This window comes from Methylomonas sp. MED-D (assembly GCF_050276835.1).
Taxonomy (GTDB): domain Bacteria; phylum Pseudomonadota; class Gammaproteobacteria; order Methylococcales; family Methylomonadaceae; genus Methylomonas; species Methylomonas koyamae_A.
This window is the reverse complement of record NZ_CP189965.1, coordinates 2,179,327-2,199,049: the sequence shown is the minus strand read 5'-3', so window position 1 is coordinate 2,199,049 and position 19,723 is coordinate 2,179,327. Positions and strand designations below refer to the sequence as shown.

15 protein-coding genes, 1 tRNA gene and 1 riboswitch are annotated in these 19,723 nt (G+C 57.1%); of the genes, 4 read left to right on the top strand and 12 right to left on the bottom strand.

From position 1 onward, the window contains the following. Positions 1-107: 107 nt before the first annotated feature. Positions 108-183 (bottom strand) — tRNA-Phe (locus ACQE3E_RS09735). Positions 184-587: 404 nt separating this feature from the next. Here ACQE3E_RS09735 and ACQE3E_RS09730 point away from each other — a divergent pair. Further along, entirely contained in the window at positions 588-929 is a 342-nt protein-coding gene (locus ACQE3E_RS09730; RefSeq protein ID WP_313728205.1) for a hypothetical protein, read from the top strand. Positions 930-1,025: 96 nt separating this feature from the next. On the opposite strand, the gene ACQE3E_RS09725 is transcribed toward ACQE3E_RS09730, so the two are convergent. Continuing rightward, positions 1,026-1,199 carry a hypothetical protein gene (locus ACQE3E_RS09725; protein ID WP_157198016.1) on the bottom strand — a complete coding sequence of 58 codons (174 nt, stop codon included), beginning with the start codon at positions 1,197-1,199 and terminating at the stop codon, positions 1,026-1,028. A 408-nt stretch (positions 1,200-1,607) separates the two neighbouring features. On the opposite strand from ACQE3E_RS09725, the gene ACQE3E_RS09720 reads away from it, so the two are divergent. Next, positions 1,608-2,915, top strand: a complete 1,308-nt coding sequence (locus ACQE3E_RS09720; RefSeq protein WP_427501567.1) for a DUF3422 family protein — start codon at positions 1,608-1,610, stop codon at positions 2,913-2,915. Between the two features lie 92 nt (positions 2,916-3,007). Here ACQE3E_RS09720 and ACQE3E_RS09715 read toward each other — a convergent pair whose 3' ends face one another. Together ACQE3E_RS09715 and ACQE3E_RS09710 are read right to left on the bottom strand one after the other, a co-directional pair. Then, the gene (locus ACQE3E_RS09715) at positions 3,008-3,718 is read right to left on the bottom strand and encodes a (5-formylfuran-3-yl)methyl phosphate synthase (protein ID WP_313728208.1); all 711 of its coding nucleotides are present in this window, start codon (positions 3,716-3,718) and stop codon (positions 3,008-3,010) included. Next, positions 3,715-4,278 (bottom strand): DUF447 domain-containing protein, encoded by a 564-nt coding sequence (locus ACQE3E_RS09710; protein WP_313728209.1) that lies wholly within the window; start codon positions 4,276-4,278, stop codon positions 3,715-3,717. Before ACQE3E_RS09710 ends, ACQE3E_RS09715 begins: the two co-directional genes overlap by 4 nt. A gap of 140 nt (positions 4,279-4,418) precedes the next feature. Between ACQE3E_RS09710 and ACQE3E_RS09705 the strand changes: the two genes are divergently transcribed. Beyond that, positions 4,419-5,228 (top strand): response regulator, encoded by an 810-nt coding sequence (locus ACQE3E_RS09705; protein WP_064031760.1) that lies wholly within the window; start codon positions 4,419-4,421, stop codon positions 5,226-5,228. Positions 5,229-5,306: 78 nt separating this feature from the next. On the opposite strand, the gene ACQE3E_RS09700 is transcribed toward ACQE3E_RS09705, so the two are convergent. The 7 genes from ACQE3E_RS09700 to ACQE3E_RS09670 form a co-directional block, all read right to left on the bottom strand. Then, positions 5,307-7,910, bottom strand: coding sequence for an ATP-binding protein (locus tag ACQE3E_RS09700; protein ID WP_427501566.1), 2,604 nt, complete (start codon positions 7,908-7,910; stop codon positions 5,307-5,309). Between the two features lie 17 nt (positions 7,911-7,927). After that, positions 7,928-8,845 carry a phosphate/phosphite/phosphonate ABC transporter substrate-binding protein gene (locus tag ACQE3E_RS09695; protein ID WP_427501565.1) on the bottom strand — a complete coding sequence of 306 codons (918 nt, stop codon included), beginning with the start codon at positions 8,843-8,845 and terminating at the stop codon, positions 7,928-7,930. 133 nt (positions 8,846-8,978) lie between these two features. Further along, on the bottom strand, positions 8,979-12,083 hold the full coding sequence (locus ACQE3E_RS09690) for an efflux RND transporter permease subunit (RefSeq protein WP_427501564.1): 3,105 nt from the start codon (positions 12,081-12,083) through the stop codon (positions 8,979-8,981). Between the two features lie 151 nt (positions 12,084-12,234). Next, positions 12,235-13,362 carry an efflux RND transporter periplasmic adaptor subunit gene (locus ACQE3E_RS09685; protein WP_427501563.1) on the bottom strand — a complete coding sequence of 376 codons (1,128 nt, stop codon included), beginning with the start codon at positions 13,360-13,362 and terminating at the stop codon, positions 12,235-12,237. Next, positions 13,359-14,825, bottom strand: a complete 1,467-nt coding sequence (locus ACQE3E_RS09680) for an efflux transporter outer membrane subunit (RefSeq protein ID WP_427501562.1) — start codon at positions 14,823-14,825, stop codon at positions 13,359-13,361. The genes ACQE3E_RS09685 and ACQE3E_RS09680 overlap by 4 nt, the downstream gene beginning before the upstream one ends. Next, positions 14,822-15,460: a TetR/AcrR family transcriptional regulator C-terminal domain-containing protein gene (locus ACQE3E_RS09675; protein ID WP_427501561.1), complete on the bottom strand. Its 639-nt coding sequence runs from the start codon at positions 15,458-15,460 to the stop codon at positions 14,822-14,824. The genes ACQE3E_RS09680 and ACQE3E_RS09675 overlap by 4 nt, the downstream gene beginning before the upstream one ends. A 223-nt stretch (positions 15,461-15,683) precedes the next feature. Next, positions 15,684-16,445, bottom strand: a complete 762-nt coding sequence (locus ACQE3E_RS09670) for an MlaA family lipoprotein (RefSeq protein ID WP_281023010.1) — start codon at positions 16,443-16,445, stop codon at positions 15,684-15,686. A gap of 162 nt (positions 16,446-16,607) precedes the next feature. On the opposite strand from ACQE3E_RS09670, the gene ACQE3E_RS09665 reads away from it, so the two are divergent. Continuing rightward, complete coding sequence (locus ACQE3E_RS09665; RefSeq protein ID WP_071159550.1) at positions 16,608-17,282, top strand: TetR/AcrR family transcriptional regulator; 675 nt, start codon at positions 16,608-16,610, stop codon at positions 17,280-17,282. Positions 17,283-17,833: 551 nt separating this feature from the next. On the opposite strand, the gene ACQE3E_RS09660 is transcribed toward ACQE3E_RS09665, so the two are convergent. Next, positions 17,834-18,613 carry a hypothetical protein gene (locus ACQE3E_RS09660; RefSeq protein ID WP_427501560.1) on the bottom strand — a complete coding sequence of 260 codons (780 nt, stop codon included), beginning with the start codon at positions 18,611-18,613 and terminating at the stop codon, positions 17,834-17,836. Positions 18,614-18,732: 119 nt separating this feature from the next. Then, positions 18,733-18,810, bottom strand: a riboswitch (cyclic di-GMP riboswitch). Between the last annotated feature and the right edge of the window lie 913 nt (positions 18,811-19,723).

Below are 19,723 nucleotides of genomic sequence, written 5' to 3'. Positions count from 1 at the left end.
CTCAGGCTCTTCCATAAACAACCAAGAACTTGCGAGCTTCGCCATTTCGAAGACCCACAAAACAAAAAACCCCTAAAAGGGGCTTTCGAGATCCACCAACCGGAACGTGGTGCCCAGGGACAGAATCGAACTGTCGACACGAGGATTTTCAGTCCTCTGCTCTACCGACTGAGCTACCTGGGCAATGTTTTCGGCCATAAGATTTGAGATACGTAAGAACCAGCCGAACTTTCGAATCTGATTAACCGCAGCCAAACTTAAAGCGCCCATTCTACCCAAATCGGACGACCTTGCCTAGCGTTTTTTAGATAAGCAATACAAACACAACGCTGCGATCTCGACGACGCGTCGAATTGGCGAGAGATAAAGCTATCTTAAATTTCAAGAATTTAATCCTGGCGTAGCGAGCCGAGTGCCCCCGAATATAGGCTCGGTGGTTAGGTTGAGCCGAATCGCAGACCCGCAAGCAAAACCTGGATGGATTCGGTATTTTTGACTCCCCTAAAAATCCGAGTACAGGCCTAAAATCCCTTTTAATACGAACGGCCAACGCCTCCCAATCTGTTGCCGGTATGGCCGCCAACTAGATGCTAAAAGGTATCGTCGGATTAGCCGAATTCAAGCTCGATTTAGTTGGCGGAACAATCCGCCTTAAGAAGCGCCCATATGGCGAAAAAGACTCGCTGGAGCTGTGTCTGGAGGATTTTGCAGTATTTCATGACGGAGAGTCTTACCGCTTCATTATTTGCCGCGCGTGCTCGGACGAACGATGGCTGCGCAATTTGCTAGCCAAATTGATAAGTACGACCTGGAAAGTCCCGGCGATGCCGCAATTAAGCGCTCAACAGATATTGATTGCGGAGGTATTCAAAACGACGCGCCAGCATTGGAATTGGCCGATTGACTTTTCGAAATCGTTCCAAAGGTAAAACTCGGAACGCAAACTTACGGCGTTTTACAGCGGATCAACCGAATCCGCTGTAAAACAAGAACTAACCCACTTGGATTTGAGCCGATAACGCTCGTTAGGTGTTCGGGTCGCCTTGAATCGCCCGATCGATCATGTAGACGCTACCGCGAATAACCGCGGCAAATAACAACGCGGACACGACGAACTCTAAAGGTAAACCCGCTAATACGCCTGCCGATGCCAACAGTCCGATAGCAGGGCCGGGTTTTCCAATTTTCGGAATTGTCATTTTGCCTCCTAAACCGTATTTCGGTCGATGAGTGAATACGATTCCACTATATCGCCGATAGAAAATTACACAATACCGCTGGATATTGATTAATTGTTTTCATAAAAGCAACAATAAGCGGTATAAGCTTAATATTAGAACGTATCTGTTCCGGTATCCGAGCGTTGGTTCGCACAATCAATCGGCGTTCGCCCGGCATGGACCTGCTTCCCAAGGCTCATTTAGCGGAACGGACGCCGATTTCGAGCATCCACTCGTGCGGATCGGCGGCTCGAGGTGGCTTAATTGGCGGACCTTCGCTTCCATCCATGGAAGCCAGCCGGCCCGGCCGGATGCATTGAGCCGGCGAATTCCGAGTAAAATGGCTACCAACCTTGCCTAAACACTTCGACTTTTATTACAGATCTCGTGGCCAAGCTATTTCAAATCCCGCAAAACCATCCGCAACGCTTCGTGCTGCACAACGAAGTCCATGCCCGGGCGTCGTCGATTCCGCGCCTACCGGTGAGGGCCAGTTACCTAGCGCTGACTTTGTCGAACGACGAAAAAATCCTGGAACGCCCGCACCTAAAAGCGCTGTGCGAACGTTTCGGCGTCATTCCGCCAGGCAACGACGCCGATCATTTCAGCGCCAACTTCGATGCTTTTCAGATGAGTTGGGAGCAGCACGGCGAATTCAGCACGTATACGTTTTACGCCTACGATGCCACCGATGAACCCTTCGAGGATCCGGCCTTGAGCAAAGTGCCGGTGGACTGGCTAGCCCGAATCGGCGGCCAAACCATCGTCGCCGCGCACGCCGCCGTGGTCTCGGCGGAAGAAATTCGGTATCAAGACGAAACGGACTTGTCGCCACTGACCGCTTACTTCGTCGGCAATGCCGTCGCCGGATCGAAAGTGACAGGCGGTGCCGCGTCGGTATTTACCGATTTTAGAATTCACGTCGACGGCTTCAGCCGCTTTTTGGTGGTCAACCACGAATTGAAGACCGCGCAGGCCGGTCGCTTGCTGCACCGTTTGTTCGATATTGAAGTGTATCGGGTCCTCGCCTTGTTGGCCTTCCCGATAGCCCGCAAACAGTACCCGGAACTTAAAAAGGCCGATCGCCAGCTCTACGCGATCACCAACTCGATGACCCAACCCGACGCCGACGACGCGAAACTGCTGGACGAACTGACCGCATTGGCGGCGGAGGTCGAAAACCAAATTTCCAGCCACCAGTTCCGCTTCGCCGCCGCCAGCGCCTATCACCAGCTAGTCGGCCAACGCCTGACCGATCTGCGCGAAGTGCGGATTCAAGGCATTCAAACCTTGGGAGAATTTTTAAAGCGGCGACTCGATCCGGCGATGACAACCTGCAACTCGCTCTCGCACCGCTTCAACCTGGTCTCGGAGCGGGTCAGCAACGCCAGCCAGTTGTTGCGCACCAAGGTCGACATTATCATCGAGCGGCAAAATCAAGGATTGCTGTCGTCGATGGCCCTACGCGCTAAAATGCAATTGCGCTTACAACAAACGGTCGAAAGCATTTCCATCGTCGCGATCGCCTACTACGCCGCCAGCCTGACCGGTAAAATCGCCGAAGGTTTGCACGCCGCCGGCTGGCCTATCGACCCGGCGCTGGTCGAAGCGGCCGCCATTCCGTTTATTCTGGTGATCATCGCGATCGGCACCAAACTCATCCATAAAAACATCGCCGATACGACCGACCTGTAAACGCAACTCCGATCCGCGAAATAGCGTCTTGGTGGTTGATTACACCAGCAAAAACGTTCGGCTAGGATTCACGGTACACCGATAACGACCACTCAAGCCGGACCGCAATCGACGCATCCGCCAACCTCGACTCCGGAAAATAGCGCGCGTATTGCATCAATACGAGCCGGATCCAACGCTGCCACCCGGTTGTGTTGCCGGCATAAGGCGCCGCGGAAGCCCAGATAGTCCGCCGCCAACGGCAATAAACCGGGCACGTCCGCCAATCGCAACGATCCGGCCAAGCCGGTCAGCAGTGCGTGCTCGCGTGCCAAGCTCAAAAACCGCTCGAGTCGCTCGAGGCTCTGCCAATCGGTCAGCGAGCCGCCACTTTTGTCCATCGTGTCCAGCATCACCCCGCGAAAGCCCGCTTGCGCCAGTAGCGGGACCACCGAGAAATCCGGCTGAGCGTCGGCAAACAGGACCGCTATCAGGGATTGCTTATCGGCGAATCGACCGGCGGCGGCAATGCTACCCGACCAGTCGCCGCCAGGAAACAGGCCGATCTTGACGTAATCGACGCCGGTGGCCGCCATCCCGGCCACCGCCGCGCCGACCAGATCCGGCCGCATCGGCAAATCGCCGATTGTCGCACTGACCACGGTGTCCGGTCGTAGCGCGGCAACGATCGCCGCCACGTCGGCCACGTCCAATGCACCCAATGCCCCCCTGGCCGGTTGCTTCAAATCGATGATATCGACATCCAGCGCTTCAATCAGCAACGCTTCGTCCAAGCAATCGACGCTAGCCAACATCCCGGTCATGAAGCCTCCTTGCCGCGAAAATCGGCTATCGCCGCCATCAACCAAGCCCAGGCTTCGCGCTCGACCGGGCCGGCTGTCTTATCGAGACCTATCCGCAAATAACTTAGCTCCGCATCGATTTTTTCCCACGGCAGCATACCCAGACGGCTAATCAAAATCGCCGCTTCCAACACCGCATATTGCGCCCGGTTAAAGCCGCGAAACGGTTTGTGATTGGCGGTGTATATCGCCTCGCAAAACAACTTTGGGCGATGTTCATCCTCTTCCAGACGGCTCAAGCGCACTTCGCTATGCGCCAGCGCGTCGGTCAAAAACATGCCCGCGACTTGCTCGGCCGGTGTTAGCGGCCAATCGCGGCGACCGGTAACGCAGCCGGCGAAAATCCGTACGTCGTCGCAATAATTGACGACGGCCACCCCGGTTTCCAGGATGTTGTCCAGTGTCGTCGACGGCTTGAACGGCAGAATCGCCAAGCCGCCTTCCTCGACGTGAATACCCATCGGTGCGATATGCGGACGACCCTGGCGGTTGACCGTCGTCACCACGGTTTCTTGAATCATAGGGAATAAGGTCTATTCTGAATCGGGAAATAATCACCAGTCCATCGGCCGGCGAGCGCGCAATTCTAATCGCGACGCCCGCTCTTGGGGGTAATTTATTTATCGCCGTCGCCTCGCGTCACTATTCAAGCAATGACATCATGCATGCGATCAACATAGCCGACTTATCGATTCTACTCATTGAGCCCTCCACGACTCAACTGAAAGTCATCGTCCAGCATTTACGCGGCGAGGGCGTCAGCACCATCGAAGGCGTCGGAAGCGCCGCCGACGCGTTGAAACTGCTGCAAACCGGCAGTCCGCCGGATTTAATCATCAGCAGTCTGTATTTACCCGATATGACGGCGGTCGAACTGGTCGAACAACTCCGTCACGATCCTAAACTACACACCATTCCGTTTATGCTGATCTCCAGCGAATCGAGTTTCTCGGTCCTGGACGCTATCCGCCAAGCCGGCGTGGTCGCGATTCTGCCCAAACCTTTCGCCCACGAGGACTTAAAAAATGCGCTACGGGCGACGATAGAATTCATCGATCCGCAGGAAATTAGCCTGGAGCATTACGACATCGAGAATGTCAGGGTCCTGGTCGTCGACGACAGCAATTTGGCCCGTAAGCATATTTGCCGGGTATTGAACAACATGGGCATCGTAAAAATCACCGAAGCCCGAGACGGCAAGGAAGGCGTCGAACTGTTCGAGCAAAATCAGGATGGTTTCGAATTGATCGTCACCGACTACAACATGCCGATCATGGATGGCCAGCAGTTGATCAAACACATCCGTCAGGTCCTGGGCAATTCCATCGTGCCGATTCTGATGGTCACCAGCGAAGATAACCAAACCCGCCTCAGCAACGTCCACAAGGCCGGCGTGTCGGCGATTTGCGACAAACCCTTCGATCCGCACACGGTCAAGGAAATGCTCTACCGGGTACTGGAGCCGGATTGAGCGTTGGCGGCTCGGATTCTCAAACTTGGATCAACCCAGCCCGCCGCCGGCCAAATTCCCGCGAACAGCGGCCGCCGTTTAATTCAAGGCCTGCAAGGCTTTCAAAATGGCTGGATAGTCGAAATCCTCGGCGAATTGAGTCAAGGTTTTACCCAAACCCGGATCGCTCGCGGTGATGCGGCCGATCACATCGGCGATCCGTTCCGCCTCCAGACTCTCCAAGGCTTGTGCCAACTCTTCGCGTAGCGACGCCGGCAACACCAGTAAACTGCCGGGCGTCAAAACGGCGGTTTGCTGTTCCGGCCGGAACGAACCCTCGTAAATAAAGCGGATGCCTAATTGCCGAGACAAACAATCGTAAATTTCGCTGAACCGGTAGGGCTTGCGGACAAAGTCGTCCATTCCCGATCGCAATAACTCCTCGCGCTGTTCGACGAATACCGACGCGGTGACTGCCACTATTTTGACAAGCTCGCCGCCCGGCAGGCCGCGAATGATTCGGGTCGCTTCCTGACCGTCCATGACCGGCATACGCCGGTCCATCCAGATTAAATCCGGCCGCCATTCGCGAAATAGCGCTACCCCGCGCTCGCCGTTCTCGGCGACCCTGACCGGCAAACCGACCGACTCCATGAGCTTGCTCAACAACAATTGATTTTCGATCTGGTCCTCGACGATCAAGATACGATAATTCGGCTGTCCGGGTACCAAGCCGACCACGTTGGCCGGCTCTCGGCGCGGCGAACTGAGTACGTCGGCTTCGTCCGCCTCGATCAGCGGCAGATCGACTGCGAATATAGAACCCACCCCAGGGCTGCTGCGCAATTCCAATTTGCCACCCATTAACCGCACGAACTGACGGGTGATCGTCAAACCCAATCCCGTGCCCTTGTTGGCGCCCTGCTCGCCCAATTGTTCGAACGGCTCGAACACCCGTTGCTGGTCGCGCGGCTCGATACCGGGACCGGTGTCTTCGATTTCGATCAGTAGGTGCGAGGTACTGTTCTCCCGCACACCCAAGCGCAAGATCACCCCGCCTTGCTCGGTGAATTTAACCGCATTCCCGACCAAGTTAATCAACACTTGGCGCAAATGCGCCTGATCGCCAACCACGTAACGCGGAAACCGCGACGACTGATCGACCAACAAGCGCAAGCCCTTTTCCTTGGCGCGAATGTCCAGCATCTCGGTGATATCGCGAATCAAACCACCCAAATCGAAAGCGACGTTTTCCAATTGAAACCGACCGGCCTCGATCTTGGCCATTTCCAGTACGTCGTTGATTAGATTTAGCAAATGTTCGCCGCTGCGGTTAATAATGTCCAAATTCATACGCTGATCGTCGCGCAATTGCGGATCGCCGCGCATCACATTGGAAAAGCCCATAATGGCGTTCAGCGGCGTGCGCAACTCGTGGCTCATATTTGCCAGAAAAGTGCTCTTGGCCTTGTTGGCGGTTTCGGCGGCATTGCGGGCCAACACCAAATCCGCGGTGCGCTGCTGCACTTCGTCCTCGAGATGGTCTTTATAACGCCGGAGTTGCTCGGCATTCCGCATCCGCTCGGTCATGTCGATGAAGATCGCCAACACGTCATCGCCCAATACCACGCCGGCAATATCCATGACCCGCACGTCACCGTTTTTGCAAGTCACCCGGTATTCGCGCGGACGAATACTCTCGCCGCTCTCGATGGCTTCTTGAACGGCCGCATCCCAGGTAGCCATAGCCCAGATTCGGTAGTCCGGATCCGGGTAGGCCTTTTGGAACCAATCATCCAACGTCGGAATATCGGCGCGCGAGTATCCGAACAATTCCGCGAAGCAATCGTTGAACTCCCGGATCACACCGTCCTTGTCGGCCGAACCCAATGGTATCGGCATGACTTGCACCAATCGGCGAAAACGCGCCTCGCTGGCGAATTTGGCGGCTTTTTCGGACTCGATCGCATCCAGCATACGATAGAGATGGCGTGCCAAAACGCCAACCTCGTCTCGACGGGTCAGCGCCTCGCGCCGAAAGGTCCGACCATGCTCGGCATCGATCGCGACGGTCATCAAGTGATTCAGGCCGCGGGTCAATCCCCTCGACAGCGCGGTTGCAATCACGACGATGCTCAGCAACAACAATCCGGCAATCCCCAAGCCGGCAAAGGCCAACGAGCGCAGTTCACGGATTTTACCGACCCGGCTCAATTCGACTCTCAGCCAACCGATCGGTGCGTTGTTGGCCTTGATCGGGACCGCGACATCGATCAAGTCATCCCGATTCAAGAGGACTTGCGGCTCCGCGGACCGGCCTAACAAACTCAGACTGACCGGATCGGTGAAATATCGGCCGATATACTCAGGCCGAGTGGAGGCCAAGACTTCTCCGCGCGGCGAAATGACAACGGCAAAACTCAAATCGGTGGTTTCCGCCGCCCCTTTCAAGACTTCTTGCAAGCCGGCCAGGTCGTTGGCCAACACCCACGAAGCGCTACCGAAGGCCAGCGTCCTGGCCAACTCGAACGCGCTTCGCTGACCTTGCTCATATAAAAATTCGCGTTGCGCCGATAACAATAATATTCCGGCACCGGCGACTGTCGCCAAAGCCGCCAGCGAAAACGACCAAACCATCTGGCGACGGATAGAACGCCCCCAAAAGCTGTGCGCGCAGGACAGCAACTCGCTTAGCCCTTTCATCGAAATTTGTCGTTCATTCAGTCTAACGGCCTCACCGCGCTCGAAAATTTCACCAGAAAATCGCGAACCGGCCGGTAGGTCTCGGCGTCGGCCACTTCGAAACGCGATACCGGCAAACCAGCCAGAATCGCTCTGCCCTCCTCGCTATCCTGCAATGCCAGCAATTCCTCGGCGAAGCGTCCGGCCAGCCCACCTGGAATATCCGCGCGAACGACCCAGGCGTTATTCGGTAGCGTATCCGTCCGCCATTTCACTTCCAATTCGGCGGCCTGCTCCGGACGCTGTTTGGAAAAGCTGGTCCAAGGCACCGGCCAAGTCGCGCCGGCGGCGACGTGGCCGAGCAATACGTTGATAATCACCGACTCTTGCGATCCGACGTAGCGATTCTCGATGTCGCGGTTAACGTCGATACCGTGGGTCTGCAAAAAATATTGCGGTAACATCGTCGCCGCCAACGCAGTCGGAGCGGGATAAGCCACCGCCTTGCCTTTCAAATCGCTTAGCTCACGGATCCCGCCATCCTTGCGTACCAAGATGATGCCGCGAAAGTTCTCGTCGTCGGCCATTTTGGCGAAGATTCGATAGCCGTGTTGCAGGGCCTCGACCGATTGATAGGGGTTAGGCATCGCGAACGCAAAATGGCCCGCATACAGTTTTTTGTCGAATTCTTCGTAATTGCGCGAAGCTTCCAGCTTGAAGCGGGCGTCGGGCAGGTACCGGTTCATATGATCTACGATGGGGCCGTATATTTCCATCAAGCGTTGCGGATTATGCAAGGGATGGATGCCGACGACATATTCGACGATTTCCGTCGGCACATCGCTCAGACTAGGACTATAAGCCGGTTCTTCAGCGCGCTGACAAGCCATCGCCGTTAACGACAGCAATAGCCACGATCTACCGCGCCTTAACATGCGACTTAGCATGGTTGGCATCCCGATCCCCCCAAGAGTTTCAATTCACGCCGGTCTTCCATACCCTACGTTGACTAAGGATAGTCTAAGCGGCCACCAACGACGCCACGCGGACTTCGGTGATAGCCGCCGCCCGCGCACCGTTGGCGAGACGTCAACGCGCCGGCGATCCCCGCCAAACCGGCCGGAGCCGTAACCGCGCTAACCAAACCAAGCCGCGACGTAGCGTGCTCATCAAATCGTCGATCGCGGTATACGCCACCGGAATCACCACCAGACTCAGCGCGGTCGACGTCAGCAAGCCGCCGATCACGGTAATCGCCATCGGCGCCCGGAAACTCGGGTCGGCGCCCAGGCCCAGCGCGATCGGCAACATGCCGGCGCCCATCGCGATCGTCGTCATCAGAATCGGTTGCACCCGCTTACGGCAACTATCGATCACCGCGTCCAGCCGGCTCATGCCGCGCTCGCGGCGGGCGATCATCGCGTATTCGACCAGCAGGATAGAGTTTTTGGTGACGACGCCCATTAGCATTAACAACCCGATCACGCTGGGCATCGCGAAACTGCCGCCGGTCATCAGCAAGGCCAGGAAGGCTCCGCCCAGCGACAACGGCAATGCGCCGAGTATCGTCACCGGTTGGCTGAAGTCGCCGAACAGCAGCACTAAAACCACGTAAATGCACAACACGCCAATCGCCATCGCCCCGCCGAAACTGCCGAACAACTCGTTCATCCGTTGCGCGTCGCCGGACTCAATCGTGCGCACGCCGGCCGGCAGGTTTTGCATGGTCGGTAATTGCATGACTTCGGCCAGCACGTCGCCGACTACGCGCTCGCCCAACTCGATTTCGAAGGTGGTGTTGCGCATCCGGTCCAAGCGATCGATCTGCTGCAAGCCACCGGCCAGACGAATGTCGGCCAAGGTCGCCAAACTGACGCTGCCGGCGCGTCCGGCCACCCGCAGTTGGCCGATTTCGTCGAGACTGTGGCGCACGGACTCGGCCAGCCGCACCCGAATCGGGATTTGCCGTTGCGGCAGATTCAGCTTGGCCATCACGTTGGCATAGTCGCCGTAACTGGCGACCCTAACCACTTCGGCCAAGGCCTCGACCGTGACGCCCAATTCGGCGGCCTTGTTGAAATCCGGGGTAATCTGAATCTCCGGGCGTTGCAAACTAGCGCTCGACGTAATGTTGCCCAGGCCGCGCACTTGCCTCAGTTCGAGTTCGACCGCGTCGGCGGCCCGGCGCAAGGCTTGCGGATCGTCACTAGCCAGCGTTAGTTGCAGCTTTTCGCCACTACCGCCACTGCCGACGGCCACGCGCACGCCGGGCAAATCGGCCAGTTTGTCGCGTATCGCCGCCTCGATCGTAGTTTGATTATACGGGCGTTCGGTACGGTCGCGCAGGCTCAAGGTCAAGGTCGCCTTGCGCACCTCGTAGTTGGTGGCTGCGGCGTCCGGACCACCACCGCCACTGCTGGAAACGCCGTCCGCCGTAAAGACTTGGGTGACGTCCGGCAACTCGCGCAAACGGCGTTCGGCCTCGGCGGCGATGTTGCGGGTTTGCGCCAGCGTGCTGCCCGGCGGCAATTCCAGCGAAACCTTGGTTTGACTGTTGTCGGAAGCCGGTACGAAACCCTTGGGCAATAAGGGCATCAGGCTCAGCGAACCGGCCACGAACGCCACCACGCCGACGCCAACCATCCAGCGATGGCCTAGGCACCAGTCCACCACCTTCAGATAAGCCCGCATAGCCGGATTATCGCCGCTGTCGCGTTCCGGATGCGGTTTCAACCAATAGGCCGCCATCATCGGCGTCAGCAAGCGCGCCACCAACAACGAGGCCAATACCGCCGCCGCCGCGGTCATGCCGAATTGACGAAAGAATTTGCCGGGTACCCCGCCCATGAACGCGGTCGGCAAGAACACCGCCACCAAGGTAAAGGTGGTGGCGATCACCGCGAAGCCGATTTCGTCGGCGGCGTCCATTGCCGCCTGCAGCGGCGTCTTACCCATCCTTAAATGACGCACGATGTTTTCGATTTCGACAATGGCATCGTCCACCAAAATACCCACCACCAGCGCCAAGGCCAGCAAGGACAGAATGTTCAGGCTGAAGCCGAAATACCACATCGCCGCGAAAGTCGGCAGGATGGACAAGGGCAACGCGACCGCCGCGACCAGCGTCGCCCGCCAGTCCCGCAAAAACCACCAAACCACGACCACAGCCAGGAAGGCCCCTTCGTACAGCAAATGCATCGAGCCGGTATAGTTGTCCTCGACCGGCTGGACGGTGTCGAAGGCCTCGCGGATTTGTACCTGCGGATGCGCGGCGCCAAACTCGGCCAGTGCCGCGCGCACCGCTTCCGCCACGGTCACTTCGCTAGTGCCTTTGTTGCGCACGATATCGAAGCCGATAACCGGCTGGCCGTCGAGGGTCGCGTAAGTGGAACGTTCGGCGATGGTATCGCTGATGTCGGCAATTTGATCCAGCTTGATGTGGCTGCCGTCGGCGAGCGGAATATCCAGGTTACGCAATTCGCCGGCCGTCGCCACCCGGCCCAAGGTACGCACCGCCTGCACGCCGCCGCCGATGTCGCCGCGACCGCCGGACGCATCCTGCTGGACTTTTTTCAGCTGCGTCGCCACTTCGCTGACCTGCGCGCCCAAGCCGGCCATCCGTACCGGATCGAGATCGACGTGGACCTCGCGATCGACCCCGCCGGTACGCGTCACCCTGCCGACGCCGTTGACCGCTAGTAAACGCTTGCTGACATCGTTATCGACGAACCACGACAGTGCCGCTTCATCCATATTCTCGGCGCTGACCACATACGTCAGAATGGCGTTACCGGCCGTCGTGGTCTTGGAAATGATGGGCGCGGCCATCGCCGACGGCAATTCGGCGCGCACGCCATCCACCGCGTTGCGCACTTGGTTCAACGCCTCCTCGGAGTTCTTGTCGATGTTGAACTCCACCTTAATCGCCACCGAGCCGTCGGTGATCGTGGTGCGCACGTGCTCGACGCCGCCGATGGCGGCGATCTTGTCCTCGATCTTGCGCGCCACTTCGGTTTCCAATTGCGCCGGCGCCGCGCCTTCCAGCGTGGCGGCGACGGTGATGATAGGCACTTCGATGTCCGGGAAGTTTTGTTTGCCCAGTTGCTTGAGACCCATGCCGCCCAGGATGGACAGCACCGCGAACAACAATAGACTGGGTACCGGCTTGCGGATGGCCCATGCGGAAAAGTTCATGATTTTGCTCCCACGCCCAAGACCGCGATACGGTGCTTGGACGTTGATAAATAGCGATGCGCTCGGCATCGCGGCTGAAAAAGTCGCCGTTGGCAGGCGGATGGTCCGGCGTCAGGCCGGCGCGCTACCGGGCGGACTGCTTCGGCGCGGTTCAGGTTTTAGGCGTTACGTTGACGATGTCGCCATCCTTCAAAAACGCCCCGCCACCGGCGATCAAACTGGCATCGCCGGAGATGCCTTCGCGAATTTCCACCCAGTCGCCGACTCGGCGGCCGGTGACGACGCTACGTTGAATCACCGACCTGGCGGTTTGGTCCGCCGAGCCGGAGGGCTTGGCGATTTCGAACAGGTAATCGCGGCCGTCCCGCAAGACCAACGCGGTCTGCGGCACGACCAAGGCGGTTTGCGCGCCGACGACGATGCTGCCTTGCAAATACATGCCCGGCTTGGCCCCGGCGTTGGGAATATCGACGTAAACCAGCGCGTTGCGGGTGTTGTCGTCCACGGTCGGCGCGGTCATCCGCACATTGCCGATCACACCGCCGCCGTCGGGCAAGCTCAATTCCACCGCTTGGCCGACGCGGATTTGCGCAAGCTGTTGGGCATTGACCTCGGCCCGCCACTCCACCCGCCCCTGGCGCACCAGCCGGAACAACTCGGTCCCGGCCGCCACCACGTCGCCCAGGCCGGCGCCGCGCGCCGAAATCACGCCGTCGTCCGGCGCGACGATATGAGTCTGGCTCAAGCGGATCCGCTGATTTTCCAGCTCCGCTTCCGCCAAGGCCAGATCGGCGCGGGCGGTTTGCTCGGCAATCACGTATTCGTCGATTTTTTGCGACGACAAGGCGCCGCTATCTTGAATTTCGCGGGCGCGGGCGGCATCGGCCTGGGCCTTAGCCAGATTGGCCCGACTCTTGTCGACGTTCGCTTGTTGTTTGTGCAATTCGGCGAGGACGGTGTCGTCGGCCAACGCCGCCAAGTCCTGACCGCGCTTAACCCGGCTGCCGACGTCGACTAATATTTGCTTGATGCGCAGACTGCCGATTTCGGCGCCGATTTTGGCTTCTTGCCAAGCCGCCACCGCGCCGTTGACCTTAATAGCCACCGGCCACTCCTGTCTAGTCGGTACCAGCGTTTCGACCGCCAGCACCGCCTTGGATTTAGCGGCGACCGCCGCCGGCGCCGGCGCGCTGGTCAGAGCCGGTAACGCAATGCTTAGACCGGCCAAGGTTAACCCGGCAATCCAGGTCGGTATCGAAAATGTTTGGCTGATATTCATAATGACTCCTCGCGCTGGGTGTCGCCGGCGCTTAATTGCGTGTCCTGGGCGCGCCAACCGCCGCCCAGCGCCTTGTACAACGCGATCCAATACTGAACGCGATTTTGTTGTTGGGTAATGTGACTGATTTCTTGGGTGATCATCTGGCCGCGCGCGTCCTCCAGCGACAGCAGACTAAGACCGCCTGACCGCCAGTTGAGCTCGGCCGCGCGAAAATACTGGCGATATTGCTCGGCGCTACGGCCTTCCACGCGTTCCCGTTGCTCGGCACCGCTCAGATTGACCAGGGCTTGCTCGACTTCCTTGACCGCGCTGCGAATGTCGCTCCGGTAGGTAGCCAGCGCGCTGGCATAAGCCGCTTCTGCGCTATCGACCTTCGAACGCAATTCGCCGCCGTCGAAGATCGGCAAGGTAACGGTCGGTCCGATCGACCAGGTGTTGCTGCTCAAGGTCAATCCGGTGGTTTCGGTTTTGCGCTTGCCGATAGAACCGGTCAGGCTGACGCTGGGATAGCGTTTGGCGACCGCGTTGCCAATGTCGGCGCTGGCCGCCGCCAACTTACGCTCGTCGGCGGCCAAATCCGGCCGCTGGGTCAGCAAATCGGCCGGCACACTATCCACTTGAAATTGCGCGGGTACCGGTATGCCTCCGCCAGCCGCCAGCCAAGCGCGTAAATCGGCTTCCGCCAGACCGGTCAATGCCACCAAGGCCTTGACGGTGTTGTCGCACTCCGTGCGTTGCGCGATCAGACTGGATTCGCTGGCATGCAAGCTGGCGTCGGCCAATACCGCGTCGGCCGGCGACGAAAATCCCGCACCGGCCAGCACGCCGGTCAAGCGCGCGGTGTCTTGTTTGGAAGCGATCGCGTTTTGATAGGCGGTCGCCGTCAGTTGACAGGCCCGGTAACTGACGTAATCGCTCGCTACCTCGGCCGCCAAACTCACTTTAGCGTTGTGCAGCGTCAATTCGGCCGCCGCCAGTCGGGCCTGCTCGGCCTGCCGGTTGAAGGCGAATTTGCCGAATAAATCCAACTCCCAACTGGCATCGAGACTACCGGACAAGATTTGAGTAATGCCGGTATTGAAACTCGAGCCGCTAGCGCTGGTGGTTTGCGTGCCGGTGCCGGTGGAGGTGCCACCCTTGGAGCGAGTGAAAGCCCCTTTGGTGGTCAAGCTGGGCATGCCGCCCGCCTCCGCGCCGGCCAGGCTGGCGCGCGCCGACGCTATATTCGCCACGGCTTGCTCCAGCGTCGGATTATCCTGTTCGGCGGCCTGGAGCAAACGGCTCAACACCGGATCGTTGAACTGGCGCCACCAGTCCAGCCGCTCCGCCGCGCCGGCGGCTTCGGTCCTTTGGGCTTGCCATTGGGCAGGCGTGTCGATGCTCGGCCGGACATAGTCTGGAAACACGCTGCATCCGGCTAACGCGCCGCCGGCCAGAATAGTCAATAAGGTCGCTCTCACGCAGACCTCCCGTCGGCAATGCCGAACAAAAACACCTTAACGACAAATTCGACGTGGGCGCGGGCATCCCAGTCGGCAGCCAGGCAACCGAATAGCGCCTTGTTTCTCGGCTCGGCGACCAACATTTCCAAGAACAGGGCCGCCGCGCGCTGACGCTCTGCAGCGGATAACCCGCTTATCTCGTCGTGGCCGCGCAAATATTCGGCAATCATCTGGTAAATCCGTTGAGGACCGCTGGTTTCGATCAAATCGCTCAGCTCCGGAAATTGCCGCGCCTCGGCAACGCCCATGCGGTAAAACGAAATCATGTCGGGCTGCATGACTTTAGCCAGCAACGTTTCGCCGAGCGCGGTCAAACCCTCGCTGCAAGACATCGTCGCCAAGCCATCGATACGCTGCAGTTCGGAAATATCGGTTTCGACCAAGCGGTCCACCGAAGCCAGCATCAATTCGGCTTTGTTTTTATAGCGTTCGTAAATAGTTCGGGTCGAAGCCCCGGCCGCCGCCGCGATTTTAGCGATACTGGTGTTGGCATAGCCCTCGCGCATGAACAGCGCCAGAGCCTGATCCAGCAGATAGTCGTTCCGCTCGGTTTCGGTACCGGCTCTCGGCCGCCCTACTTTGGGTTTGTTCATCGTTTCCGCTGCCATAATTTGCTCCGGTAAAATAAAAATAAAATGTTTCGTTTTTATTATTCCCGAAGAATCGCCTCCCGACAAGTACCAATGCAAAAAATATTGGCGTTTTTCGCAAAAACCCGCTGATCTAGGCGTCCGACCCGCCGGCGGCTTGCCGACGGCCTCACATCGCTCTGGACCGCACCGACTTGACGAGCCTCTCGATGCCAACGCGCGGCCGTTAATTTCCGGCCTCCTTTGTTTGACTATCGTCCGAATCGGCGGACTCGAGCGGATCGTCTTCACGCAAGTCGCCCACTTCGACCGCATAACGCCGATGCGATAGGAAGGCGTTCTTGAAAAAGTCGTACCGGTCGATTGCCGCTTCACTGGCGATTTTTTCGATCGCTAAGTGATCGGCGCGTTTGTCGACCGCGCTTAAGGCACCGGAACCCACCGACGCGGCCACCGGCAGGCCGAGATAGGTGACCGGATTCAGCGCCGCGTCGCCGACCGCGCTACCCAAGCCTCGAACCGAACTCGGCCCCAGCACCGGCAACACCAAATACGGTCCAGTTTCGACACCCCAAATCGCCAGCGTCTTGTCAAAACTTTCCTCATGCTTGGGAAAATCCAGCATCGTGGCGACATCCACAAATCCCGCCAGCCCCACCGTGGAATTGATCAGCAATCTGGCGCCGTCCAGGCCGGATTGCGAAAAACTCCCTTGTAAGGCCTCGTTAGCGATCACGCCAATATCGTCCACGTTGCTAAAGAAATTGCTGATGCCGCGGTTAGCGAAATCCGGCGTCACCGACCGGTACGCCTCCGCCGCCGGTTTCATCAAGTAATCGTCCAGTCCGTCGTTGAACGACTGGACTTTTCGATTGTAGTTTTCGTAAGGATCTCTCGGATCCGTCGCTGGCGTGGCGGCGCAGGCGCTCAACAAGGCGAACGTGCCGTTCAAGATCAGTGTTCTAGCAAACTCAACTCGCATATTCATATAAGCCTGTGTAATAGTTGGTAAAAACCCCGCTTAAGAGCTACAACCGTTTGCCAGCGATTTTGAATAATAACTAAACTAAACGGTATAGTTAAGATTAGGCTTGACCCCGCGCGCTTGTCAAACAAAAATATACCGATTGGTCTAGTTAAGGAGTCGAACTTGAGAAAGAAAAGCCCGGCGCGTCGCCAAGCGATTTTGGATGCGGCAAAAACCACCTTCGAGAAATTGGGATTCGAACGGGCCACGATGGCGGACATTGCCGCTCTGGCGGGCGTATCGAAAGCAACTTTGTATAGCTACTTCAGTGCCAAAAACGAATTATTCGTGGAATTGATAGAAGCGTCCGCAGATCAACATTTGGATCAGATGCACTCGATCTACGTCGGCGAACAAACCAATTTCGATCCCGACGAAATTCGCTCGACCCTCGCCCTGCTTCAACCGTCGGAAGATGTAGCCTTCACCTTAAAGCGGCTTGGCGAGCGAATATTGAGCGTGTTTTTCACGCCGCAACGGCTAGCGTTAAAACGCATGATTGTTGCCGAATCCGGCAAGGGCCAAATCGGTCGTCTGTATTACGAACGCGGGCCGGGATTAGGCATGAAATATTTAGAGCAGTATTTTGGCGAAGTCATCGCGGCGGGTCGACTGCGCCCGGCCGATCCGAAGCTGGTGGCCGCGCATTTTCACGGTTTGCTGGAGTCGGAGATCTTCGAACCCTGGTTGCTGAATATCCTGCACGAACTGACGCCGGATTTGATCGAAGGCGTGGTCGAACGCGCCGTCGACGTTTTCATGAGAGCGTACGGCCCGGAGCGCGACCAAAATAACTAAGCATAGGGTCTCGGCGATTGGCACGGCCGCTTGTTGGTGGATGTAACGCGGGCGCTAAACATTCTTACGCTCCCAACCATAAATTCGCCTAGAGGCACTATCCGTCGGGCCGTCCGGCATTACCCGAGTCGTCTGGTTGTAGACCATTTTGGCGATATACGTCCTTTTGGATATAAACGCCTCGGCAATGTCGGCACGATCTTGCGTCGGGCGCCGTGGAAAGCCTCTCCGCTAACACCGCGCGAGACCCTTAAAATTTGGGTTAAGTTGGTTTGATTTGACAGGGTTGTGGCATTTAGTTGAAGCAGGGGCCCATCAAATCAGAAATCTTCGAAAAGGTTTAAACGGAGGATAGCGCTAAAAAACAACCCCCTGGCCCAAATCCTGCTCAGGGGGAAGCATGGACGTGCTCTCGCAACGTTTACGCCGCTACTACAACAGTAGTCAATGTATGAATTTCAAGAACGATTGGAATAATTCTAATCTTGAATACCGCAAGCCTCATCGTGCGGCAATCTAGCGCTAAATCCACGCCGTATTCCATGAACGACTTAGGCGCTGATGCTGTTTTTGCGGCGGTTGATACCGAACAAACTCAACAAAGCGGTGCCAAACAACCATGCCGCGGCTGGCAGAGGTACCGCCGCGACCGGCGCGATGCTCAGATGACCTATAGTCGTGCTGAGTTTTGCTCCGGTAGCACCCAAAAAGCCCGAGTAGGAAAAGCCACCCGCTTGATGGGCCGGATCAGGCAAAAACTGCAGGTCGCCGTCAAGCATGCCGGTCGTCGCCAGATTATCGACAACGTTTACCAGTTGGAATAAGGTGTTGTCCGGAAAGCCGGGTGAGTGGTCCACTAGGTTCCATGCACCGCCGATTTTTTGCAACGTCCAATCCTCGGACGACAGATAGGTTGACAGCGAAGGAGCGGTAAACCGGAAGGCGCCGCTAAGGCCGATAACCCCGACCGAGGAATTGCTGGTATCCATCGTCGTCGCCTGAATGGTGCCGGCGGTACCGAAACCACCGATGACGATCGTCGTCGTATTGGTGTTAATCGGTGCCTCGAAAGCACCGGTAAAGCCGCTAATCGCGGTTCCGCCGGCGAGAGAGCCGCTTATCATCGTGTTATTAAAGGACGAATCGAAAAAAGTCGTCGGAGCCCATCCTGAAGCGAGAAACGCCGAGTTCCAAACACCGTTTAGCGAGATGGTCGCTGTTCCTGAGACTAGGGCCGCGCTAGCGGTTTGCGGGGCCAGAGTCGCGGCGGCCAACATCATAGCCAATCCCGCGAGTTTAGTTTTGCGTATTGCGTTAATTTCCAAATTCATTTAATTACCTTGTTTCAAAAAAGAAGGGTTGACTGGATAAACTTCTCAACTGTGTGTGCGTCACTTGCTTTAACCCTCTTCAAGGCAAAAGCAGTCTTTCCCGGCATCCCTACCCGTGACACAGCAACCCGGCTATCTTGCCTACAAGACCCGTGGCTTTCCGGCCCTGCCTCGCGACAGGTTTGGCTAGCGCTCAAAATAGAGCACTTACTGGAAAGCAATAAAAAGACCAAAGAACAATCACTATAAATTTCATGTACTTATTAAAAACCCAACACCCCTGTTAATTCATTCGACCGTCCGCTCTACGGGATTTGACACAGTTCTAATTAATTGTTGCGGCATATGCCATAGTCCAAGCTGATTATCGATAAGCCTCAACAACTTAGAAGTCTCCGATAAGTCGGATGAAAGTATTAGTCCGACTGCAGGATCCTGACATTAAGAAGAACCCGATCCAATTTCAAAAAGGCTTCGATTTGATGGATGTTCTGAAGCTGTAAACTACCGATGCCCAGTACGCCGAAACCCTATTTCAGGCACGATGACCGCCGGTTTTCAATACCCAAGTTATGGTGGTTATCGTTTTAACGTGGTCAAGACCCGCAAACTTTGTCAATGTACGGCCTGTCATCACCCAGCGCCACTGACCAACGGGGACGCCGTTTGAAGGTACCAAACGGCCTCTAACGGTGTGGCTTCTGGCGATCCAAGTCCAAAGATTCGCCGCGCCATCTAGCCGAGTGTTGGCATCGATTCAACCACCTATTCGATCTGCAAAGACTATGATGATCAGGTTTTTTTATCGCGGAGGCCAATACTCCGCCATGCCAGTCAGGGCGTTTGTTCAAATTGACCGAGGCTTATGAGTCATCAGAACGATATATATAGGACAATTACCATTGGCTCCTTGAACCGTACTGGTCATGGCCCGCTTCAAACCGACGGCGTTAAAAACAGAATTCACCTCGTATTCCTCGTTGGCCTTGGTGGGACATGCCTGGACATCATCAACATCGAAGCGGTGGTCGATGGGCGGATAAGCGCGACGAACGCGACGCGATCAAAGCACTCGCCTTCCCTGCCGATCTGCGGTTGCCGATTAGCGGC